Here is a 21,624-nt window from a genome sequence, read left to right as displayed (position 1 = left end):
TATAGAAATTGACCTGTTTTCTATTGCCCATAATATTCACGAGTCTGTTCAATGGATACACTTAGCATTGGATTCCAGGCTCAATGTATTGATAATAGATGAGGGAGAAGGTATAGTTGTGGATCGAGTTCCAATCTGCACGATTATCCAAAAGAGAGATAACCTCTGCTGCTTACGTAGATTCGGGAAGGAACTCTTCTAACGAGATTCAGATGATGAAATTGCGTATAAAAATTCTTGCTGCATGCATATGCATACTTCTGTTGATCATTAGTGCCGGCTGCATCTTACCGGAACACCACTCAGAAAATAATAGTCTGCCTGACTTCATGCCGGGTATATTTGATACAGGATTTTTTTCATCACCCCCTTCACCCCCTAACACATCGTCATATACTCATGCAATCGACTGGTACTTTGATCTGGACAATGCAACAGGTTTTGTAAGCGTTCAGAAACGGGATGACCGGTCAAATCAGATTCCCATTTACGTTGCAGAACCGGGTGTTGAGGGAAGAATTGCCATAGAAATCACGGCATCCGGGGAGGATATTATTGTTATGCTCAATAGAACATTTCCTATGTCTCCTTTGCCGGAAGGGATGTCGCTCACCCTCGAAGGTGAGCCGATCTACGTGAAGGACGGTGAAACGGCAGATGCAACTCTTATTCTCCAGGTAGATCCCTCTGCAGTGAATTCTGTTACGCACACGGTGGTCTGGCTGGAGACGACGAGCGGGTGGGGACGGGCACGTGTCTGTCAGTTGTATTCAGCCGCTGATGCAAACAGACCGGATATTTGAATATACAATATGCGGATGTGAGATTCCTCCCTTTATTTTATCACTATTTTTCTTACGATCTCGAAGGATACACTCAGCATTGGAGTCTACGCTCAATGTATTGATAACACATGAAAGAAAAGGTATATTCATGGCGATAGAAAAACCGGCATCCGATGAAATCTGCGAGGAAAAATACTGATGAACGATAACGAGTTTTCCAAAGATGTTACGAAAATAGCATTAGGTGTTGTATTAGGTATCGTATCTGCCGTTTGTATTTTATTTATCCTGAGTGTTATTGCCTCCGGCGTTGTCCTTCTCGTCGCACAGATCATGTCGTGAATCTATCCGGGAGCATGACTGACCAAACCCAAACAACCCAACGAAGTGCCGTCTGCATTGCTCTCATCTATTTTTTGCCGGTATCTGTATGGCTGCTGTATATTTTAGTCACGCAATATTATGATCCTGCAATTTCCGGCAGCCTTGCTCCGGTATTCCTTTTCGGCATATCTCTCCTTGCGGTACTTTCGGTCTCCCTTCTCCTCCTCCCGTTTGCCGGGGCGATACAAGGTCTGCGGATGCATACGCTGCAAAAACTTCCCTGCATACTGATAATTTCCGCAGTTGTTCTCATTCTTGGTATATCCGTATGCTTGATGTTCATCGGACATCCCCGTTCATTTTCAGAAGCTCTGCGACTATTCTCCATAGATCTCTTCTTCTTATCGCTGATTTTTACGCCCCTCTACTGTCCGGCGGCATTTATGCTTAGACGGGCCTCTTCGAAAAAGGCAGAATCTGCAAAAATATCGGGTATCTGTCTTGGCATTGCCGGTTTAGGAATGACATACGTGTATTTCTGGGTCTATCGCAGCGTCCAGCAGTATGATACATCACTTAACCTGATAAAAGACATATGGTATTATTCGATCTGGGTATTACTCATCGGTTTTGGCATATGGGCAGTGATCGGCGTGACAGCCGGAATTCTAACGCTTGTGTCAGTAAAAAAATAGAGAGGATCTGCCGTAAATCCTTCATCCAAAAGGACAGGGGATCTGCGCTGCGTCCTATGATCCAGGAGTTATTCCCCTTCCAGGAAGAACTTCACGACCTCTGCCGGGAACATCGTTTTTTCGACGATTCTCTCCAGGGTCATACCCTGTGCCCTCAGTCTCCGGCAGACATGCATCATACTCTCGCCTACTTCGATGATATGCATGTCCGGATCATAGAATCTCACAACTCTCTGACCCCAGGCATACTCCTTCACCGGATGGACATACTTCACACCGCACGTTTTGAGGCGTTCGACGGATGCATCGAAATCCGGCGCCTCAAAATAGAGCTCGGCGTCATTTCCCTGATACCGGATCTCTGAGGCAGGTTTGTCGATAAACTCTGTCCAGGTACTCTTCGACTGGATCGCAAACGACTCGGCAAACGTCACATTTGCTCCAAGATCCATGGTTATCTTCTGATCAAGGACCTCGGTATAGAACTTTTTCGATACTTCGATATCATCAACTACAATTAACGGGCATATAAATTTCATACTTTTGTCTCCTTACCTCTCCACCAGAGGTACCATTCTTCTTTTTTCCGGAACAGAATACAGCCGTCCAGAAATCCCGGCCAGTCATCCGTGAAATCATACCCGGTCAGCGTCGATACAAATGCGCAAAGAAACACATCATGGGTCACGCAGACCGAGACCCCGTCCTGGAATGCCGTATTTTTCAAAAATGCAGACAGCCTTTCGGTTCCCTCGGCTATCGGATAATGACCCGGCAGCGTGCCGGTTCTGATATACTGAAGGGTCACCGTCTTGGTCGGATTTTTCACATAAAAACCGCGGGTCAGCTCGTCATCGAAGATGTATGCCCCGGGGTCGCCAAGCTGATCGTTTGCCTCGGGTTTTTCTTCGGTTCCTCTTCCGGCAAGGATCAGTTCCGCGGTATGCATGCACCGAAACATCGGGCTTGCATACGCTTTGACCGGCCGGCTTCCGAGTCTCTCGCCAAAGGTCAGCGCCGCCCGCTCTCCCCGGGTCGTGAGTTTTTTCTGCGAACCCGGCTCTCCTTTGATGAACGGTTCTCTCTCGGCGTGCCTGACGAGAACGACGGCGGCATCCCACTCGGTCATCTTTAGAATAGTGGGGATCGGACTCTCTTCTCCGATGAATCTGACAATTCCGGAAACAGGATACGGATCATCCGGGGGATCGGCACGCCTGATCTCCTGCCCGATTTTGTCGATAACGAGCCAGCCGTCTTCGTCCCGGACGAGGGCCTCGCCGTTTCGAAAACTCCGGGCATCGAAGTACCAGTCCCCGTAAAGCATCTCGCCGCCGGTCGTGATGTGGGTCGCTCCGTAATTTTTCCGGTAGATGACCGCGGTTCCTTCGACGAACTCCTCTGCATAGAGATAGTTGTTGTGTCCGATCCGTTTTCCCTCTTCGTTGATGTGATAATACTCGCCGTCTGCTGTTTTGACGACAGCACAGTCGTCGGCGTAATCCCCGGTCCAGAGATACCTCTCCTCATAGACGGGATTTCCTGCAAAGTCGATGTGATATGCTCCGGAATCATCGAGGACGGCGGCAAGACCCGGGAATCTGAACGGCCCGACCGTTTTGAACCGTTTATCATAGATCGGAGCTCCGCCGAATTCGTGATACGTCCCGTCGGAACTGGGTATTGGAAGATCCATAAAAAAATTAGCGAATGGCTGTAAGGCCAACTGCTTTATTCGTGATCGAAATCGATTCCATGGCGGTTTTTACATCGCCCGCCATTGCCCGGATACAGTCCACGGTCTCCACAACGACGTCGGCTTCCTGGTGGATCGCCTGGAACAAATAGAGGTCGGTCCCGTCGAGGACCGAGAGTGAGTCGGCAAAGATTCCGTTCTCCCAAAGATCTCCCCTTGGCCGGAGCAGATCGGAGGTGAACTCTTTGAGTTCTGCCGTGCTCGTGATACCCGTGCTCTTCTCGATAAGACCGAGACGGGAGTGGGCTTTGATCAGTTCGATGACCTGCTCTTTGGTCGCCGGATTTTTCAGCTCCATATTGATGAAGTGCATATGCATGAGGGTCGTCGGGACGATCATCGCGGAGGTGACGATGCTGATATGCGGCAGAACGCTCTGCACATCGGGACCGTGATGGGACGGGATGGTGACCGGATTCAAAACGATCGCATCGATCGGTCCGCGTTTGATGTCTCCGGGATCTCCTCCCCGGCGAACCATCGTCGCCCGGACTTTTTTCACGCCGAAGACGGAGTCGATGAGTTTGATGATCCGGCATAGACCGGTGGTGTTGCAGGAAACGACCCGGGCAAACTGCCGGCCGATCGCCTGATCGTAGTTGCAGGACGAGTTGAAGGAAAAGCCGGCGAGTTCATGCTCCTCTCCCCCTTCCCAGATGGCTTTTTTCTGGTACTTTTCGTAGAGGGCTTTGTTTCCTTCGCCGACTCCTCCGGGCGTTGCATCGACGACGATGTCAGCTTTTTGGATCATTTCTTCGACCGAGCCGGCGACTTCGAGGCCCGCTTTGATGAATGCATCTTTTTTGCTGATGTCTGCGATGTAAAGAGGGTAGCCTCTTTCTTTCGCAACGTATGCCTCAGCTCCCGGTTTTGTTTTGGAAACACCGATTATTTCCATATCCGGCTGACAGGAAACCGCGTCGGCGACGCGTTTTCCGATCGTTCCGTACCCATTGACTGCAACCTTAATCATTACAGTATGCTTTTCTTTTTTGATACATAAAAGGGTAGGTCTTCCGCTCTTAAGGAGGGAGGATCTGCGGGGACGCCCCCTCTTCAGCGGATGATTTTCCGGACCATTTTTCTGTTTGTTTAAATCAGTTAACTTTTTAGAAAATATATATGCATTATTTATCAGAAGTCCATCATATCAATAAAGATACATTTTGGAGGTTTATATTATGGATTCTCTTATCAACTGGCAGGCTCTGCAAAAACTCAGTATGCCGCCGATGCCCCCTCACTCGCAAAACGGGGAAAACATGTGGGATACGGCGGCAGTGATGTACAATAAAATGGCGGCTCTGGAAAAAACCTACACGTTGAACCAGATCAATGCCATTCCTCTGCGGCCGACCGACAGCGTTCTCGATATGGGGTGCGGACCCGGCCGTATCACGGTCCCTGCCGCTCAGCGGGTTTCCTCGGTCACCGCCGCCGATTCGGCAAAGTCGATGCTGGCATACTGCGTGGAAAACGTAAAAAAGGCAAATCTTTCGAATGTCGATCCGGTATTTCTTGACTTCAATGATGCCGTTGTGGGAAAAAACATCAACAGACATGATGTGGTCATCTGTTCGCGTTCGGCGGGTCTTCAGGATCTGGAAAAACTCAGTTCACTTGCAGAAAGGATCGCCGCCATCGTGATCTGGGCAAATGCCCCGAGTATTCCCGAGCTTCTCGAAAAACTGTTTGCCGGAACCGGCAGAGAGAACAAAAGACCCCGCCCGGGGCGAAGCGACCGGAGGGTTGGGTATAATCTGTTCTATAATATAGTGTATGATCTTGGGTATGAACCAAGCGTACATATTGTCGATGACGGGTTTACCCGCGAGTATGCTTCACGCGAAGAGGCCTACAGCGATCTTTCGACCCTCGGCACGTTCGATTTGGATAAAATCGATGTGTTTGAGCGAAATGTGGATCGGTTCCTGACAGAAAATGCAGCCGGGGGATATACTTTTCTTTTGGAAACACGTTCTGCCGTCATCTGGTGGGATGTTTCCAGAAAAACCTTCTGATTTTTCCCTCTTTTTTCTCATCTCTGTTTTTTATCATGCGCTTTGTTAATTCATAATGATTACTTTCATGATATTTTTCCGAATAAAATACATCATTTTACATTAACGTTTTCACTAAAATTAGTTAACTTTAATACTGGCTGCGGACGTAACATAACCAGATAAAATGATGAAAAAACCGCTCATTCTTCTCGTATCTCTGGTTCTGATGCTTGCTGTTTCAGCAGCCGGATGCATCGATGTCGGCCAGCCGGCATCCAACTGAACAATTACCGATATGACCGGCGCAGAGGTCGCTATTCCCGCAGAAATACACACCGTGGTGAATTTATGGCCGGCATCCAACTCGGTTATGCTCTGTATGGGTGCGGGCGATAAACTCGTCGGGACAACGGCCTTTACAAAAAAGCTGTTCTGGTCGCAGAAAGTGTATCCGGGCATCGTCGATGTGCCGGTAGCGACCGACAATGTTGAAGAGCTTTTGACGCTCTCACCCGATCTGATCATCACCCCCCAGCAGAAAACCGCAGAAACGCTGCGTGCAGCAGGTCTTCCGGCAATTTGTCTGATGTTCAGCGATTATGATACGATGAAACAGGCGTTTACCATTCTTGGTCAGGCGTTTGGCGGCGAATATATTGAAAAAGCCGCTAAGTGGTCTGATCTTGTGGATCAGAATACCGCCCGCGTTCAGGCGGCAGTCGGCAGCATCCCCGAAGATAAGAAACCCGTCGTCTACTATATCCAGGGTCAGTCGAACCAGGGTCTGTATGCGACCTTCTCCGCAAACTCCATCATGGAGGACTGGACCGAGGTATCGGGAGGTATTTTTGCATCGACGCTTCTTAATCTGAGCGGGACAACGGCATCGGCCGAGGATGTGCTCGCACTGAATCCTGACGTCGTCATCATCGGCGGCCCGGCTCAGCATGAACTTTATGAAGAGCTGATGGCGGCTGAGGAGTGGAAGGGGATCAATGCGGTAAAGAATGTACGTGTCTACACGAATCCAAACGGTCTTTTCCCATGGGAACGGTTCGGTATGGAAAGCGCTCTGCAGATCCTCTTTGCCGCATCGGTGATCCACCCGGATCTGTTCCAAGTTGACATGGTGTCTGAAGTTCAGGACTTCTACAAAGAATTTGTCGGGATCGAGCTGACAAAAGAAGAAGCGCAGAATATGATCAACGGGTACGGACCAAAAGGCGAAGACTACACGTGAGACGCTGATGGGATCTGATATCGCCGGGAAAATCAGCGGGAGAGCGGCATCCAGCGCAAAATATCGGATGATCATGGTATGCCTGGTCATTCTGCTGATCGGCATATTTTTCCTCTCGCTTACTGTCGGCCGATACAGTATCCCTTTTTTTGATTCGATCGCCATTCTTCTGGCCAGGGTCTTTCCCATAGAACCGGCCTGGACCCAGACGATGGAGGCCGTCATTTTTAATCTCCGTCTTCCGCGAACCATCGCGGCGGTCCTGATCGGCGGCGGTCTTGCCCTTTCCGGGGCCGCATATCAGAGCATGTTCAAAAACCCTCTCGTTTCTCCTGATCTTCTGGGTGTTTCGTCAGGTGCATGTATCGGCGCCTCGCTGGCCATACTTTACAGTATGGGGCCGGTGATCATTCAGATCTGGGCGTTTATCGGCGGGATCATCGCCGTATCGATCACGGTCGCGGTTCCCCGTCTGATGCATAACTCCTCGACGCTGATGCTTGTTTTATCCGGTGTGATCGTCGGCGGGCTGATGTCTTCGATCATGGGGGTCATCAAGTATACTGCCGATGCTGATACGGCGTTGGCAGAAATGGTTTACTGGGCGATGGGATCTCTGGCCGATGTGAAGATGATCGATCTTTATTATATCGCTCCCTGTATTCTGGCCGCGGGTTTTGTTCTCCTGTTGTTCAGGTATCGTCTCAATGTTTTATCGCTTGGAGAGGAGGAGGCAAAAACTCTGGGAGTCGATGTCCGAAATGTCCGCAGGATCATAATCGTTTGTGCCACGCTTTTGACCGCGAGCGCCGTCTGTCTTGCCGGAACGATCGGGTGGGTGGGTCTTGTGATCCCTCATCTTGGAAGGATGCTTGTCGGTCCGGACAACCGGAAGCTGCTGCCGGCTGCCGTGATTCTTGGTGCGGTGTTTATGGTCATGATCGATATCACGGCCCGGTGCCTGACAAGTGCCGAGCTGCCCCTCAGTATCATCACCGGTCTGATCGGCGCACCGTTTTATTTCTATCTGCTGATACGGCAGAGGGCGTCTATTACATGAAGCTGGAAGTACGTGATCTCGGTTTTCATTATCCGAAACAGGAAAGGATGATCTTTTCCGATGTCTCGTTTGGCATCGATAAGGGCGAGGTCATCTCTATTCTTGGAACGAACGGTGCCGGAAAAAGCACACTGCTGAACTGTATGGCGAATCTGTACAGGCCGATCCGCGGCGAGATCCTTATCGACGGGCGAAATCTGCGGGATATGCGGTCAAAGGAGGTGGCAAAATATATCGGATATGTTCCCCAGGTGCATAATCCCGCCTATGCCTATTCGGTTCTTGATTTCGTTGTTATGGGGAGAACGCCCTATATCGGGATGTTTCAGACGCCAAAGGAGGGGGATTATTCTGCGGCAGAGGAGGCTCTGCGCTGTATCGGGATCACTCATCTGATCGATAAACCGTACACGGAGATCAGCGGCGGCGAACGGCAGATGGTCACGATCGCCCGTGTCCTTGCCCAGCAGCCGGATGTTATTCTGCTTGATGAACCGACCGCTCATCTGGATTACGGAAATCAGATAAGGATGACCAGGCTGGTGAGAAAACTTGCAGATTCCGGATATGCGGTCATTTTGACGACGCATATGCCGGATCATGTGATCATGCTGCAGGATAAGGTCGGGATCCTGGATCATGACGGGCGCTTTACGTTTGGAAAGGCAGAAGATATTTTGTCGGATTCGCTTCTTTCAAATCTGTACAGTGTGGATCTCAAGCTTGTGTATATCGATGAGGCAAAACGGGATACCTGTGTTCCTTTTGCATACTGAGAGTTTTTCCGTCAGGAAAGTCCACATTCAAGACGGGGAAAACCAGATCGGGATTCGAGGATCCCCGTATCTCCGTACCATCTTTGGGATGGAGCACGGTCCTTTTTTTGCGCGAGGGTGCGGGATACCAGCTAGTATGCCACGTTGATAACCAATTGGTTGCGCACAACGAGTTTAGTTAATTAACTTTACTTTATTCACACACATTATTCTAATAATACATTGAATATAATGCGCATGCTCAAAAATCGGATTCAATGAGCAATACTTGTTGATCCGGCCGCTGTCTTATCTGAGGGGGACAGAAGAGTACTTTGGAGTTATTTTATGAACGAAAACACGAAAAAATCTGCAAAATCCCCCATGCAGCATGCATGGAAGATCCTGCTGGTTCTGCTGTGCATCGGTCTGCTCGTTGGAGCGGTCAGCGCAGCTCCGACGACTTCTGTCGAGATCTCCAGGATCGCGGCTGACGGAACAACCGTTCTCGCAAACCAGACGGTCACTTTTGCATGGATGAAGGAGAATCTGAAAATCACCGGTGACGGCGTAACGCATTACGGTCATCAGGGTCCGGTGTTTGATACACACCCAGACTACTACGGAGATCCCTGGGACCCGCAGGAGATCATCAATACTGATGATGCCGGCGCCTTAAGGGGAACAGCTGTTCTCGATCTTGCTTCATTGGTTGGCGGTATCCCGGAGGGGAGCACTGTTAAAATCATTGCAAAAGACGGGCTTTCCCGAACATTCAGTTCCAGTTACATCCTCTCTCCGGAATCCCGCATGGGACCGCTGGTCCTCGTCTGGGAAGTCAACGGCGTGAACGTTTCCGCAGCAGCAAGCGGCGGGGATGCATCAGACGGTATGCGGATCTACTTCTTTGCCGATGATCATGTCTTTGGAAACTATGATATGCTCCAGACTATGCCGGAAAGTGACCGGTACAACTACTCGAATATCTATCCCTCGACCCGAGGATTATCTGTGCAGTATGTTGACAGGATCAAGATCTACACCGATGAAACCGAGTACATCCCTACCCCAACACCTACGGAGACACCTACCCCAACACCAACCGTAACTCCGACTCCCGGACCAACGTATGATCTTGCCGGCTTTGACCGTGTGATCACCATTGACAATGGCCAGATCACTATCCCTGCTGACACGCTAGGAAGCAGCAGTTCATTGAAAACTGACACTCCTGCCGGAAATAATTCAGTTGCTGCTATGGTGTACAACACCTTCGGCAGTGATGTGACATTCTGGAAAGGCGGAAAGACTGGAGATAAATTCAACCTGGATACATTGCTTGGAAAGGCCCACAAAAATGGAGGCTACTGGTATCTTTTCGTGAACGGTGCAGAACAGAGCATCGCGAACTGGGCATCTGATCTTACCATAACCTCAGGTCAGGTCGTCGAGCTCGTTTATGATTCCGACACTTCCGGGGTTGCAAACTTTACCGTACGGATGAAAGCATCCGATGATCCGATGTACATCTATGATAATGTCTTGGATATTGGAAAGACGGGCGCATTTACCGAAACTATTAACGGTGTCTCGTATGAAATCCCCTGGTATTCTCCGGCAGGAATTCTCAAGAGTCTTGACTTCGATGCAGAGTATCGTGTCACACAGAAAGGTATTCTTAACTTTAATTCCTTCACCGATCTGCAAACAGGAAAGGTCTATACAGGTGATTACATCAATGCCTACAATGCCGCCAATTTATCTGAGACACTCCCGGTTAATGCAGAAATTCTTCCCGGCGACGTGATCTACATCCAGTTCGGCGGGGATAAAAACAAAATCGAGGGATCGACCGCAGTTATCCGCGCTGAAGTGTATGCCGCAGGAAAAACCGCGACCTGGCCTCTCTTTTTGAACGGTGCTGTCGATATCCCTGTTGATAAGGATTACTTCGAAGCAGATGCATCGACCCATTCCCGCGTGACCTACACCGATACCAACGGTGATGTCTGGAGCGGCGTTCCCCTGAGAGTTTTAGTCGGCATGACCGATGATATCGAATCGGTCGGTGTCTCCCATTACACCTTCAACTCGACACGGGCAGCCTCCGGCTACACCATCACCCTCACCAACGGCGACGGAACGTCGTCTGCAGTCAACGCGAACGTCCTGCCGGCAACCCGTAACGCCGACAAGACATACACCGATGATTATCTGATCGCAGACACACTCAACGGCGTGAAAACCGCTCTTACCTTTGTCGGTTCATCCGTACCGGCAAAACTGACGGATGTTCGTTCGATCGACATGGATGTTTCTGCATTCGAACCCGCGACCGAAGTCTGGTCTATCGATCTCTTCGGCAGGATCAACGGCACCCTTGCAGACACCTTCATCTATCTGGCGGTCGACAGCGGATGTGCGCCGACCCACAACGTGACCTACACCGATTCGAACGGTGATGTGTATTATGGAATGGGCATGAGCACCATTCTTGGCTGGGTCGATGACGAACACCCCCACTCTCTCGCATCCGAAACACTCGCGGGAGGGGTCACGATCACGTTTGCAAATGATGCAGGCCAAAAAACGACCGTTGACTCAGATCTTTTCAAAGACGATACAAAGAAAGCGATCATCGCCGTCTACAAAAACGGTGCAAAGATCACACCCACATTCATTGGTGAAGTTGTAGATACCGCAGACCGTATAACTGATGTTTCAACCATTACATTCACCAACTACCGTAATCCGCCCGAGATCGAGGGTCTGACCGTCATCAGGAAAACCGCTGACGGCACGATTCTGAATCAGACCTATATCTCATGGCAGGAAATGCGCGATACCTTCCCGGTGATCGGTAACGGAACCTATAACTACAGTATCCAGGGCCCGATCATGCCCGATTATATCGGGGAATACGGCAACTGGGATGAAAACGAACAGTTCCCTCCCTGCGGAACTGCCGATGATCCGCGGTTCAAAGTCAATGATCAGGTCAAAGGAACGGCGATCGTAAACCTTACCGACCTTGTCGGCGGTATGGATGCAGGAGATCAGTTCAGGATCATCTCTATCGACGGGAGATCAAAGACCTTCACTGACGGATACAGGTATCTGTACAGCCCTGATCCAAAAATGGGAACCATGTTCCTTGCATGGTCTGATGACGGTATTGACGGACCTGCCGGTTACGGTAATCTGTTCCGTCTTTACATGACGTCGGATGACAACATCTTCAGTCTGTGGGATATGCATGAAAGTATGGCGGAAGACGACTGGGGATTCTATGCAGGCACCTATCCGACCCCGGCTGACTTCTCCGTCTACAAGATCAACAAGCTCGAGATCATCGTCAGTGATACAGATTTCACCTACGAATACACCGCAGGCATTGCCAAAGAAGTGGATAATGCATCGGTCATCGGTGTTCTGTACAACACGTTCCCGGGAATGCTGTTTTACTACGGCGGAGATACGGCGACGTACTTCAACGTACAGTCATACGAAGGGAACACGCACAAAAAACCATCAAGCAATGACAAATGGTCTCTTTCGATCAACGGAGTCACCTTAGGCGGCAAAACCGATCCTGACTGGAGTCTTGTTTTCGTCGAAGACAAAGACTTTGTTTCCCTGACGTTTGACAATCAGACCGCCGGAACCAAATCCTGCTACAACCTGACGATCGAGACGGCCCCTGTTGGAACCGTCATCACGATCGTTGACGGCGAAGTTGTCATTCCCGCAGCTGACATCTCAGGAAGCGATGTCGACGTCAGCGTTCCGGGTTCATCACTTATCGGCGTTCTTTCAGGTATCGAAGGTGTCGGATTCTACAAAGGAGGAAATCAGGGAGCATACTTCAACCTTGACTCCTACGAAGGTCACACGCACAAAACACCAACCAAGGATGATAAATGGTACGTTTCTCTTGACGGTGCTGAAGTAACCGAACCAAACTGGACGACCGTCTCTGTTTCTGACGGTCAGCTCATCCGGCTGTTCTTCGATGAAGTATCGACTGGAAACAGCTATGAGTATCTCTTCACCGCTAAGGGCGGAGCGGCACCCGGCTGGTCGGTCAAACTGATCAACGGAGAGACTCAAACGACCCTCACCCAGAAAGAGTTTGAAACACTTGCAAAGAAGTACACCTCATACAACTGCACCGACGAAGACGGTGTCTGGAAAGGTGTTCCCTTATACGTCCTTGCCGGAATCGTTGACGATGAGGATGCCTCCTCGTTTAATGAAAACCTTGCCAATATCGGCTACAGTATCCGGATAACCGATTCCCAGGACAAACCCTACTCGACAAACTTTGACAGCGCGGTGATCACAAACGATAACACCATTATCGTTTCTAACACCCTCAATGGAGATCCGCTCCCCGAATTAACAACAGGCGGAAAGCCATGTGCACCTTTACAGATGAAAGGTGTGTCAGCAGGACAGCTTATTGGAAACATCGGAACCATTGAACTGATCGATGTTCCGGAAGAAGGAAACCTCCTTTTCCTCTCAGGAAAAATGGAGAGGTATATTACTCAGGATCAGTATGACAACAGTAATCACCACTTCGTAACCTACGGCGATTATGAGGGTATGCCTCTCTACACACTGGTTTCAACGGTCGACGACGTCGAGTCGGGAACCCCGGGGACCTACTCGAGCAGTCACTTCACCCTGAACACCACTCTCATTTCGACCGCTCCTTACACGATCCTCATCACAAATGCCGACGGGCAGACACGTGAGATCGCATCAAGCGAGATCGTATCAGGAAAAACGGGAGCATTGAATTACATCATTGCACAGAAAGATGATGGTTCGCTCATACTTACCGGAAACAGTGTTTCAACCATCTTTGAAAATGTCAGATCCATCGAACTGAAAGGCGAAGCTTATCAGGGTGATGACTGGTATATCCTCTTGAACGGACCTGAATTTGGTGTATACGTCAGCAAGACCGAGATCGAAGAGATGGTCGGATGCGAGTGGCACTACAAAGCGTTCACTGATCCGTATACCAGTGAAGTCTGGTCAGGAATGACGCTTGCATCTCTCGTCGGGTATGTTGATGATTCAACGATGCCGATCGGTTCGAACCATGGAGGATCGTTCAATCTTCAGCTTGCCCAGAACGGGTACACGATCATTCTGACGGCGGCAGACGGATACAGTGCGGAAGTAGACAGCAAAGATCTGGCAGACAACAAGAACGGATTCATCATTGCAAACAAAGTTGACGGACAGGATCTTTTCAGATCCGAGAACCTGAAGGAGAACAAATATCCGCTCAGACTTGTCGGCAGCGAAACCTATCTGAATACAGGCGATGCAAAAACCTCGAAATTCACGAGTATCGCGGTCGGCGGTCTGGTGAAGATCGAGCTCAAAGAGTTCGCACCGGAAGCGGCGTCTCCAAAGCTTACCATTCAAAAGTATGATCCGGCAGGAAACATAGTTGCGAGCGAAGAAGTTTTGTGGTCCACGATCTGGTCTGATCCGACCTCCTACCCGGTGATCGGCGACGGCGTAACGAAGTACTCGTTCCAGGGACTTGTCATGGAAGAAGACGGTGAGAAGATCGGCCAGGGTCTTGGCTGGGATCTTGAAGAGAAGTATCTCGCCGGCAACTACAAAGTTTCCAATGCGGTCAAAGGAACCGCGGTTCAGGATCTTACCGATATCGTCGGGGGTATGAATGCGACCGATGAGATCAAATTCATCTGCAGCCTCGACGGCTGGACGACGACGCTGAACTACTCGAACATCTATACACCGACGGTCAGACAGGGAACGGCGTTCCTTGCCTGGTATGCTGACGGAAAGACGGTCCCTGAATATTCACAGGGTCCGCGTCTGTTCTTCACGTCTGATGACAATGTCTTCAGCCACGCTGATATGTACTACTCGCTGGATGAGTCCTACTGGCACTACAACAGCGGCCGTGCATCTGCAGGCGGTATTTCTGCCCAGATGGTGGATGTTATCAAAATCATCCCGAAAGCCGAGAGCTGGACGATCGGTCTGAACGGCGCCATCAATGAGACCATCGACAAAGGATACTTTGAGGCAGGATTGACCTGCACATTTGCAAACGGTACGGTAGCTGACCACCAGGCATACTACACCGATGCGAAAGGCCGCGTCTGGGCCGGTATGCCGCTTTGGATCCTGACAGGATTTGTCGATGATGAAAATTCCCATGTCGGCAATTCATACAACAGGACCCTTGCATTAGAAGGATACAACATTACGGTCGTTGGAGAAGACGGATCGACCGCTGTGATCAGCAGCCGCGATGCGTTCATGAACAACAACTATATCGTTGCAAACACGCTGAACGGGACGCTGCTTGGCGTAGATGACGGCTGGCCTCTGCGGCTTGTCGGTGCAAATGTCACCGGGGCAATGCAGATAAAAGGCATTCAGTCGATCGATCTTGACCTGCAGCCTGCCGCCGAAAAGGAGCTTGAGTATGACAGCACGGTCGTTTTGAGAAACACAACGCTTTCCGTTGATGTGAGCGGCAAGGCGTACGATGTCCAAAGCAACACAGTTCTCGGCGTCATACTCGAAGCAGGATTAGAACCGGTGATCGGCACAAAGAAATGGGATATCGCAGGCATTCTGCTCTTTGACGGTCTGGTCGGATATGAGAATGATGATCATACCGAATGGGTCATCACCGTGAACAATGAGACGGCGATCGACGGTTACAATGACGAGACAAAGAGTGTTGCAGTCAACATCTATGAAGTCAAACCCGGCGATGTGATCACCGGAAAGTTCATCGGAAACGACGGGGTCACCGTCAGTCAGGAGTTTAGCATCACCGTAGAAAAGCCTCAGAGGGGTATAATGACGGTCCCCGTCTCCTCTGGTGGCCTGATACGTCGGTAAATCCATGGGGCAGTCACATATTCGGCGTAGCTGACATGAAAGCAACGATGTATGCATCCGAATGGTATTATTATCAGGGAACCTATCCGACCACGACCGGGATCTCCGCACAAAAAGTGAGTAAGATCAACATCTATATCGGAGGGCAGATCACCCCCACACCCACCCCGACTCCGACACCGACCCAGACAATAAGCGAAGGAGCAATCAATGCATCCGGGATCTTCACGACAAACCAGACGACCGGAGTAACGGCTGTCAGCTTCTCCCGGAATATAACCGGAAATGTGACGATCGTCATCGGATCCATCGGTGATGTTGAACTTCCAAAAAACCTTAGCTACTATAATGTTTATGACATCAAAACACCGGAAAATGCAGGTGTGATCGGGATCAGCTTTTCATTGCCCAAAAACGAGCTTCCCCCCAACAAAACAGCAGAAGATATTATTGTTCTGCATTATAAAAATGAAACCTGGTATCAGCTGGCGGTTAAAGATCTGAAAGAAGATGAGGGGATGATCACCTTCTCAGTCAATACAAACAGCACATCACCTTTTGTGATAGCGTATAATACCGCCGGTCTTTCGTTTCCGTTTGAAGAAGACCCGCTGCCTACAATAAATGCCACGGAAATTCCCACGAATTCGACTGCCAACATTACAAAAACGATCTCAACCCATACGCCTGCCGCAACAAAAGCGCCAGATACGCAGCCGTTTGATTTCTCGTTCATAGGACTCTGCATCGGATTACTGGCCGCGGCAGGGATCATTGCACTGATCCTGAAAAGATAAATGAGGGACATACCCTATATTTTTATCTGAATATTTTTGAATAATAAATTTATTGGTAAAAATTATTAAATCATTAATGTTTACAAATTTCGATAAAGTTTATGTTGCTATCATTTCAATATATCTGTATCGGGGATCAGAAAAATCTGCCGCTCTCGTTGGACGATGTATCTATGAAGTTTGGAAAAGTATTCTATGGGGCTCTCATCGCAGTTCTTGTATTGACCTGTATTATCGGTGCGGTCAGCGCAGCTCCGACGACCTCTGTCGAGATCTCCAGGATCGCGGCTGACGGAACGACCGTTCTCGCAAACCAGACGGTCACTTTTGCATGGATGAAGGAGAATCTGCCGATCACCGGTGATGGCGTAACGCATTACGGCCATCAGGGACCGGTGTTTGAAGGAGATCCCTGGGACCCGCAGGAAATCATCAATACTGATAATGCCGGAGCTTTAAGGGGAACAGCCGTTCTCGATCTCGCGGAATTAGTTGGCGGTATCCCGGAAAACAGCACGGTAAAAATCATTGCAAGAGACGGATTTTCCCGATCATTCAGTTCCAGGTACATCATCTCACCGGAATCCCGCATGGGACCGCTGGTCCTCGTCTGGGAAGTGAATGGGGTGAACGTTTCCGCAGCAGCAGGCGGCGGAGATGCATCCGAAGGCATGCGGATCTACTTCTTTGCCGATGACGGTGTTTTTGGAAACTATGATATGCTCCAGACAATGCCGGAAAGTGACCGGTACAACTTCTCTTCTGCATATCCCTCGACCCGCGGTTTATCTGTCCAGTATGTTGACAGGATAAAGATCTACACCGATGAACCGGGAACAACGCTGCTCTCCCTAAATCTGAGTAATGGATGGAACTTCATTTCAGTCCCAAGGGTCCTCAACGCAGAAAATGCCGCAGCAGAGAGATTATTTTCCGGTGTTGAAACGGAAAGCCGCGCTATTCTTGGATATAATGCGGAAAAGAATGAATGGGAAACCGTTGGCCCCGCTCAAATAATCAAACCGCTTGAAGCCTACTGGATCTACTCTGCCGGTCCGGTCTCTATTCCCCTCACCTACGCCGTGTACCCGCCTCCACCCTCGAAAAAAACTCTTTACCCCGGATGGAACGCTGTCGGCCTGGCTGCTTACGCCAATGTCCCGGCAGAAAATGCCCTTGCAGGCATATCCTGGAAGACTCTGATTCCGTGGGATCTTGAAACAGGACGATATGATGCGGCGATAATACATGGCGGCAGCGGCCCATACAGCCCGGAACGCGGGATGGTGCTTGGGACCGGCTATTGGATCTATCTCGATTCTGAGAGTATTTTCACAGAGCTGCCGTAAAATAGGAAGACGAGTGACCTGGTCATATATCATCATCTTTTTTCGATAAGCAGACAGGATCGCCTGTCACGTATACGATATTTTCACAGCTCATCAGGATATCATCAGTGTCTATAATGAGATTCGGGTCTCTTATAGCGCTCAAAAAAAAGAAAAAGATCAGGTCCTCTCGTCGCCGATCTCTTTTACATATGCGTCAAAGGTATCGAGAACCGCTTTTTCCGGCTCTCTGGTAAGCTTGGTCACGATCACGATCGCAAGCAGACTTGCAATAACGCCGGGAACCATCTCATAAAGACCCGTAACGGACGTAAGGAACGTACCCCACGTAAAGGAAACGACACCGCCGGTAAGAATACCTGCCAGAGCCCCCTGCCAGTTCATCCTTCTCCAGAAAAGACCGACAAGAATGACCGAGCCGAACGTACAGCCGAACCCTGCCCAGGCGTTCGAAACGATATTGAACACCGTCGCATTGCCCATAAGTGCAATAACGAGCGCAATAAGCGAAACAAGAAGGACCGTTGCTTTGGAAACAAGAAGCAGACTCTTATCGGACGCCTTCTTGTTCACGATATTCTTGTAAATATCCTGAGAAATGGCGGATGCCGCCACAAGAAGCTGCGATGAGGCTGTACTCATGATCGCGCCAAGCACTCCGCAGTAAATGATACCTGCGATGAACGGCAGAGATCCAAACATATCTCCCGCCATAAAGATGAAGACCTTCTCCGAATCGAATCCGGCGATTGCTGACGGATCAGGGAACATGATCTGACCGACCAGTCCGACAAAAATCGCTGCTGTGAGAGTGATGAGGACCCAGACCATAGCGATACGGCGTGCTTTGGGGATATCCTCCGGCTTCTCGATCGCCATGAATCTTGGCAGGATATGCGGCTGACCGAAGTATCCGTATGCCCAGGCCAGTCCCGAAACGATCGTAAAGACCGAAACGAACTCAAAGACCCCGTTCGTCGGATCATACTCCCAGAAAAGGGAGAACGTCCGCGGATCAAGACTTGCAAGACCGGCTCCTCCGTCCGAGAGAAGAAGAACAAGAGCAAGCACCGGCACCACGATAAGCGCTGCCAGCATCAAAAATCCCATGATCGTATCGGTCAGACAGACGGCTTTAAACCCGCCGGTAAACGTGTATGAGACAACGATCAGTGCGCAGACAAGAATACCGATGACATAGACCATGCCAAGATCGGGATTTCCCAAAAAGCTCAGATCAAGATTGTAGATCGTCACAAGAGAGCTGAAGAGTTTTCCTCCTGCGACGAACTGTGCCGAGGTGTAGATAACGAAGAAGACCAGAATGAAAATGGATCCGATCGCCGAGATCAGCCCCCGTTTTTCGTTGAATCTGTTCGTGATGAACTCAGGAAGCGTGAGTGAGTTGTCTGCCCTGTGGGTGTACACCCGCAGTCGTTTTGCGACAAATCTCCAGTTCAGATAGGTACCGATCGCGAGACCGATCGCGGTCCAGCCTGCAGAAGAGAGACCGAACGCATACGCCATACCCGGAAGACCCAGAAGCAGCCATCCGCTCATATCCGATGCTTCCGCCGACATAGCCGAAACCAGAGGCGGGAGTTTTCTTCCGCCGAGGATATAGTCACTGGCGGTTTTGTTCTTCTTCATGAAAAAGAAGCCGATATAAATCATTACCCCGAAGTAAATAACAAAGGCGGCAAGGATTCCGATTAAATTCCAGTCTACCACAAAAATACACTCCATTCAACAGATCTTCACCCACACAGGGAGCGTGAAAAATCTATGTATTACGAGTTATATGTTGCGTTCCCATATTATTTATGTAATCTGAATCAACAAAGTAACTGACATGATCGAAGAAATGACAAAGGAACGGGCATATGCCATACTCGGGCTGCCGGTCGGCGCTGACTTCTCCACGACATCGCTTGCATTCCGCAACCTTCGGGACAAATATCATCCTGACATCAACCCGAGGATGAGAAGAGAGTACACAGAGGTCATCGCCGCATTCGAGTATCTCCAGCGCATGTTTTCCGACTGAACGGTCCGGACGAATGCCCGGAAAACCCAAAAAATTGCAGGCAGATTTGGCTATCTCCCTGAGTGAGAACACGATTTTTCAAAATCAGGGGGGCATTATCGCACCGCGCGGTCAGGGGTATATATACTTCCGGGTTGTATCTATCTATTGTAAACCCCCGGGATGAGACTTCTGACAGTACTCTTGTGGTTTGGTCCTTCACAAGTCCATCCTCTTTTCTCCAGAACCATTATTATATTCGTGTCTCCAATGAATCATTCAGAGAATCATGATCGAGATATACTCCTCGATAACCGAGAGCAGACTCCCGGTCCTGCAGGATACCATCACCAAAGGATCCTGGATCCGCCTGATCAGGCCGACGGATGAGGAGGTTTCGTATGTCTGCGATGCCTTGTCTTTGGACAAAGATGAACTGACCATCCTGTTAGATGAAGAGGAGCGGCCGCGTGTGGAGCATGATGCCGGGATATCCCTCATCCTGATCGATACGCCGTATGTCGATACCGAAGAGGATATCGAGTCATACACCACCATCCCTGCCGGATTCGTTCTTCTGCCCGACAATATCATCACTGTCTCTCTGCGGAAAAATCCGATCCTTGATCAGTTCGCATCCGGGAAGATCAAAAATTTTTCGACCGCAAACCGGATCAACTTCATTCTGCTGTTTCTGTACAAAAACGCCGATATGTTTGTGCAGATCCTGCGAAAAATCGACAAACGGATCAGTGCGATCGAACAGACCCTCAAAAAGTCAACCAAAAACGAGCAGCTTTTCCATATGCTCACTCTTTCAAAATCCCTTGTCTACATCACCAATTCGCTGAAAGGAAACGATGCGGTCCTGAAAAAACTTTCCAGGACCCAGGTGGGCGCCGCGATGCTGACCGAAGAGGATCATGATCTTCTGGATGACGCCATCATCGAGAACCGTCAGGCTCTGGAGATGGCCCAGACCTTTTCCGAGACCATTTCAAGTACGATGGGGGCGTTTGCCTCGATCATCAACAACAATGTAAACTGGGTCATGAAAATCTTCACCATTTTTGCGGCAATTATGGTGATCCCCATGGTCGTTGCAGGATTTTTTGGTATGAACGTCAGTATGCCTCTGGAAGATCATCCGTTTGCCTTCCTCGGGATCGTGTGCGGGTCTCTCGGCTTATCGGCACTCGTGATTTTTGTGCTGCTGAAAAAACGGATCCTCTAACCCCGGAACACAAAACATCCCCAGGCCATATATTCCCGCCCGTAGGTAAGGTATTCATCCTGGATCTGCTCAAGATACTCATATAGATCTTCAGAGACGGCATTTTGCCAGACTGCAGATTCATACTGGTCCCATTCCTCATCCGAGGCACTTAGCATACCGGTAAGCGTGAGCCCCAGATATCGTGCCGTTGAAACCAGTTCCAGGGATGTCGGGACATCTCTCCACTCTCTCGCAAAATCGGGCGGCACGGACTCCTTCTTCCAGAACCTGTCTCCGATGATGAGACTCCCTCCCTCTTTTACAAACCCGGCAAGATGTTCCAGGGCTTTTTCCGCTCCGCCGAAAATAAATGATGTGCCAAAGGCGCATACCGCGTCGTACGATCGTTCAGGGATACATTCAGTAGCGTCTCCTTCGATCACCGAGATGCCGGTCCCCCGGAGAAGTTCTTTTGCGCGGGACGCTGACGCTTTCTGCAGCTCGATGCCGGTTCCAAAGATCCCGAACTCTTTTTGCCAGAGATTCAGGAGTGTGCCGTTCCCGCATCCAACGTCCAGAACCGAGGTCCCGTGTTTGAGATCCGCATACTTTCCGGCAAGGATCAGCTTCTTTTCAGAAACAGGATTCATTATATTCATATTTCCCTGGGTCAGCATGCTGATTTCATCCTCGTCCATGACACAAT

The 21,624-nt window shown here is 49.8% G+C and carries 18 protein-coding genes; 13 read left to right on the top strand and 5 right to left on the bottom strand.

Features of this window, described 5'->3' with window-relative positions:
* From H575_RS09475 to H575_RS09225, 4 genes are all read left to right on the top strand, one after another.
* On the top strand, positions 1-202 hold a 202-nt coding region (locus H575_RS09475; protein WP_211213851.1), incomplete at its 5' end, for a hypothetical protein.
* Between the two features lie 127 nt (positions 203-329).
* The gene (locus H575_RS01825) at positions 330-803 is read left to right on the top strand and encodes a hypothetical protein (RefSeq protein WP_042696925.1); all 474 of its coding nucleotides are present in this window, start codon (positions 330-332) and stop codon (positions 801-803) included.
* A gap of 180 nt (positions 804-983) precedes the next feature.
* On the top strand, positions 984-1,127 hold the full coding sequence (locus H575_RS09230; RefSeq protein ID WP_155897828.1) for a hypothetical protein: 144 nt from the start codon (positions 984-986) through the stop codon (positions 1,125-1,127).
* A gap of 14 nt (positions 1,128-1,141) precedes the next feature.
* Positions 1,142-1,804, top strand: a complete 663-nt coding sequence (locus tag H575_RS09225; protein ID WP_095641573.1) for a hypothetical protein — start codon at positions 1,142-1,144, stop codon at positions 1,802-1,804.
* A 68-nt stretch (positions 1,805-1,872) separates the two neighbouring features.
* Here H575_RS09225 and H575_RS01810 read toward each other — a convergent pair whose 3' ends face one another.
* The 3 genes from H575_RS01810 to H575_RS01800 are packed head-to-tail and all read right to left on the bottom strand — an operon-like array spanning position 1,873 to position 4,533.
* Positions 1,873-2,343 (bottom strand): VOC family protein, encoded by a 471-nt coding sequence (locus tag H575_RS01810; RefSeq protein WP_042696916.1) that lies wholly within the window; start codon positions 2,341-2,343, stop codon positions 1,873-1,875.
* A complete protein-coding gene (locus H575_RS01805; RefSeq protein WP_042696913.1) occupies positions 2,340-3,500 on the bottom strand; it encodes a histidine phosphatase family protein in 1,161 nt (386 codons plus the stop codon). Before H575_RS01805 ends, H575_RS01810 begins: the two co-directional genes overlap by 4 nt.
* Positions 3,501-3,507: 7 nt before the next feature.
* Entirely contained in the window at positions 3,508-4,533 is a 1,026-nt protein-coding gene (locus H575_RS01800; RefSeq protein ID WP_042696910.1) for a type II glyceraldehyde-3-phosphate dehydrogenase, read from the bottom strand.
* A gap of 208 nt (positions 4,534-4,741) precedes the next feature.
* On the opposite strand from H575_RS01800, the gene H575_RS01795 reads away from it, so the two are divergent.
* The 7 genes from H575_RS01795 (at position 4,742) to H575_RS08855 (ending at position 17,676) form a co-directional block, all read left to right on the top strand.
* The gene (locus H575_RS01795; protein ID WP_042696905.1) at positions 4,742-5,581 is read left to right on the top strand and encodes a class I SAM-dependent methyltransferase; all 840 of its coding nucleotides are present in this window, start codon (positions 4,742-4,744) and stop codon (positions 5,579-5,581) included.
* Positions 5,582-5,858: 277 nt separating this feature from the next.
* Complete coding sequence (locus H575_RS01790) at positions 5,859-6,803, top strand: ABC transporter substrate-binding protein (protein WP_042696901.1); 945 nt, start codon at positions 5,859-5,861, stop codon at positions 6,801-6,803.
* Positions 6,804-6,810: 7 nt separating this feature from the next.
* The gene (locus H575_RS01785) at positions 6,811-7,863 is read left to right on the top strand and encodes a FecCD family ABC transporter permease (protein ID WP_042696897.1); all 1,053 of its coding nucleotides are present in this window, start codon (positions 6,811-6,813) and stop codon (positions 7,861-7,863) included.
* Complete coding sequence (locus H575_RS01780) at positions 7,860-8,639, top strand: ABC transporter ATP-binding protein (protein ID WP_042696893.1); 780 nt, start codon at positions 7,860-7,862, stop codon at positions 8,637-8,639. Before H575_RS01785 ends, H575_RS01780 begins: the two co-directional genes overlap by 4 nt.
* Before the next feature lie 327 nt (positions 8,640-8,966).
* Positions 8,967-15,530, top strand: coding sequence for a molybdopterin-dependent oxidoreductase (locus tag H575_RS01775; RefSeq protein ID WP_042696889.1), 6,564 nt, complete (start codon positions 8,967-8,969; stop codon positions 15,528-15,530).
* A gap of 35 nt (positions 15,531-15,565) precedes the next feature.
* A complete protein-coding gene (locus H575_RS01770; protein ID WP_042696881.1) occupies positions 15,566-16,327 on the top strand; it encodes a PGF-pre-PGF domain-containing protein in 762 nt (253 codons plus the stop codon).
* A gap of 173 nt (positions 16,328-16,500) precedes the next feature.
* Complete coding sequence (locus H575_RS08855) at positions 16,501-17,676, top strand: hypothetical protein (protein ID WP_052319902.1); 1,176 nt, start codon at positions 16,501-16,503, stop codon at positions 17,674-17,676.
* Positions 17,677-17,835: 159 nt separating this feature from the next.
* Here the strand turns inward: H575_RS08855 and putP are convergent, their stop codons facing one another.
* Complete coding sequence (putP, locus tag H575_RS01760) at positions 17,836-19,407, bottom strand: sodium/proline symporter PutP (RefSeq protein WP_209315044.1); 1,572 nt, start codon at positions 19,405-19,407, stop codon at positions 17,836-17,838.
* 121 nt (positions 19,408-19,528) lie between these two features.
* Between putP and H575_RS01755 the strand changes: the two genes are divergently transcribed.
* Both H575_RS01755 and H575_RS01750 read left to right on the top strand, forming a co-directional pair.
* A complete protein-coding gene (locus H575_RS01755; RefSeq protein WP_042696873.1) occupies positions 19,529-19,723 on the top strand; it encodes a DnaJ domain-containing protein in 195 nt (64 codons plus the stop codon).
* 268 nt (positions 19,724-19,991) lie between these two features.
* Positions 19,992-20,936, top strand: a complete 945-nt coding sequence (locus tag H575_RS01750; RefSeq protein WP_042696869.1) for a magnesium transporter CorA family protein — start codon at positions 19,992-19,994, stop codon at positions 20,934-20,936.
* Here the strand turns inward: H575_RS01750 and H575_RS01745 are convergent.
* Positions 20,933-21,616, bottom strand: coding sequence for an SAM-dependent methyltransferase (locus H575_RS01745; protein ID WP_042696865.1), 684 nt, complete (start codon positions 21,614-21,616; stop codon positions 20,933-20,935). The two genes, H575_RS01750 and H575_RS01745, sit on opposite strands and share 4 nt — an antisense overlap.
* Positions 21,617-21,624 lie beyond the last annotated feature (8 nt).

This window comes from Methanocorpusculum bavaricum DSM 4179, from assembly GCF_000430905.1.
GTDB lineage: Archaea > Halobacteriota > Methanomicrobia > Methanomicrobiales > Methanocorpusculaceae > Methanocorpusculum > Methanocorpusculum parvum.
This window is presented reverse-complemented; position numbering and strand designations above follow the sequence as displayed.

Coding starts and splice junctions, on each gene's coding strand:
- H575_RS01825 (WP_042696925.1), top strand. CDS start 330: ATGCCGGGTATATTTGATACAGGATTTTTTTCATCACCCCCTTCACCC.
- H575_RS09230 (WP_155897828.1), top strand. CDS start 984: ATGAACGATAACGAGTTTTCCAAAGATGTTACGAAAATAGCATTAGGT.
- H575_RS09225 (WP_095641573.1), top strand. CDS start 1,142: ATGACTGACCAAACCCAAACAACCCAACGAAGTGCCGTCTGCATTGCT.
- H575_RS01810 (WP_042696916.1), bottom strand. CDS start 2,343: ATGAAATTTATATGCCCGTTAATTGTAGTTGATGATATCGAAGTATCG.
- H575_RS01805 (WP_042696913.1), bottom strand. CDS start 3,500: ATGGATCTTCCAATACCCAGTTCCGACGGGACGTATCACGAATTCGGC.
- H575_RS01800 (WP_042696910.1), bottom strand. CDS start 4,533: ATGATTAAGGTTGCAGTCAATGGGTACGGAACGATCGGAAAACGCGTC.
- H575_RS01795 (WP_042696905.1), top strand. CDS start 4,742: ATGGATTCTCTTATCAACTGGCAGGCTCTGCAAAAACTCAGTATGCCG.
- H575_RS01790 (WP_042696901.1), top strand. CDS start 5,859: ATGACCGGCGCAGAGGTCGCTATTCCCGCAGAAATACACACCGTGGTG.
- H575_RS01785 (WP_042696897.1), top strand. CDS start 6,811: ATGGGATCTGATATCGCCGGGAAAATCAGCGGGAGAGCGGCATCCAGC.
- H575_RS01780 (WP_042696893.1), top strand. CDS start 7,860: ATGAAGCTGGAAGTACGTGATCTCGGTTTTCATTATCCGAAACAGGAA.
- H575_RS01775 (WP_042696889.1), top strand. CDS start 8,967: ATGAACGAAAACACGAAAAAATCTGCAAAATCCCCCATGCAGCATGCA.
- H575_RS01770 (WP_042696881.1), top strand. CDS start 15,566: ATGAAAGCAACGATGTATGCATCCGAATGGTATTATTATCAGGGAACC.
- H575_RS08855 (WP_052319902.1), top strand. CDS start 16,501: ATGAAGTTTGGAAAAGTATTCTATGGGGCTCTCATCGCAGTTCTTGTA.
- H575_RS01755 (WP_042696873.1), top strand. CDS start 19,529: ATGATCGAAGAAATGACAAAGGAACGGGCATATGCCATACTCGGGCTG.
- H575_RS01750 (WP_042696869.1), top strand. CDS start 19,992: ATGATCGAGATATACTCCTCGATAACCGAGAGCAGACTCCCGGTCCTG.
- H575_RS01745 (WP_042696865.1), bottom strand. CDS start 21,616: ATGGACGAGGATGAAATCAGCATGCTGACCCAGGGAAATATGAATATA.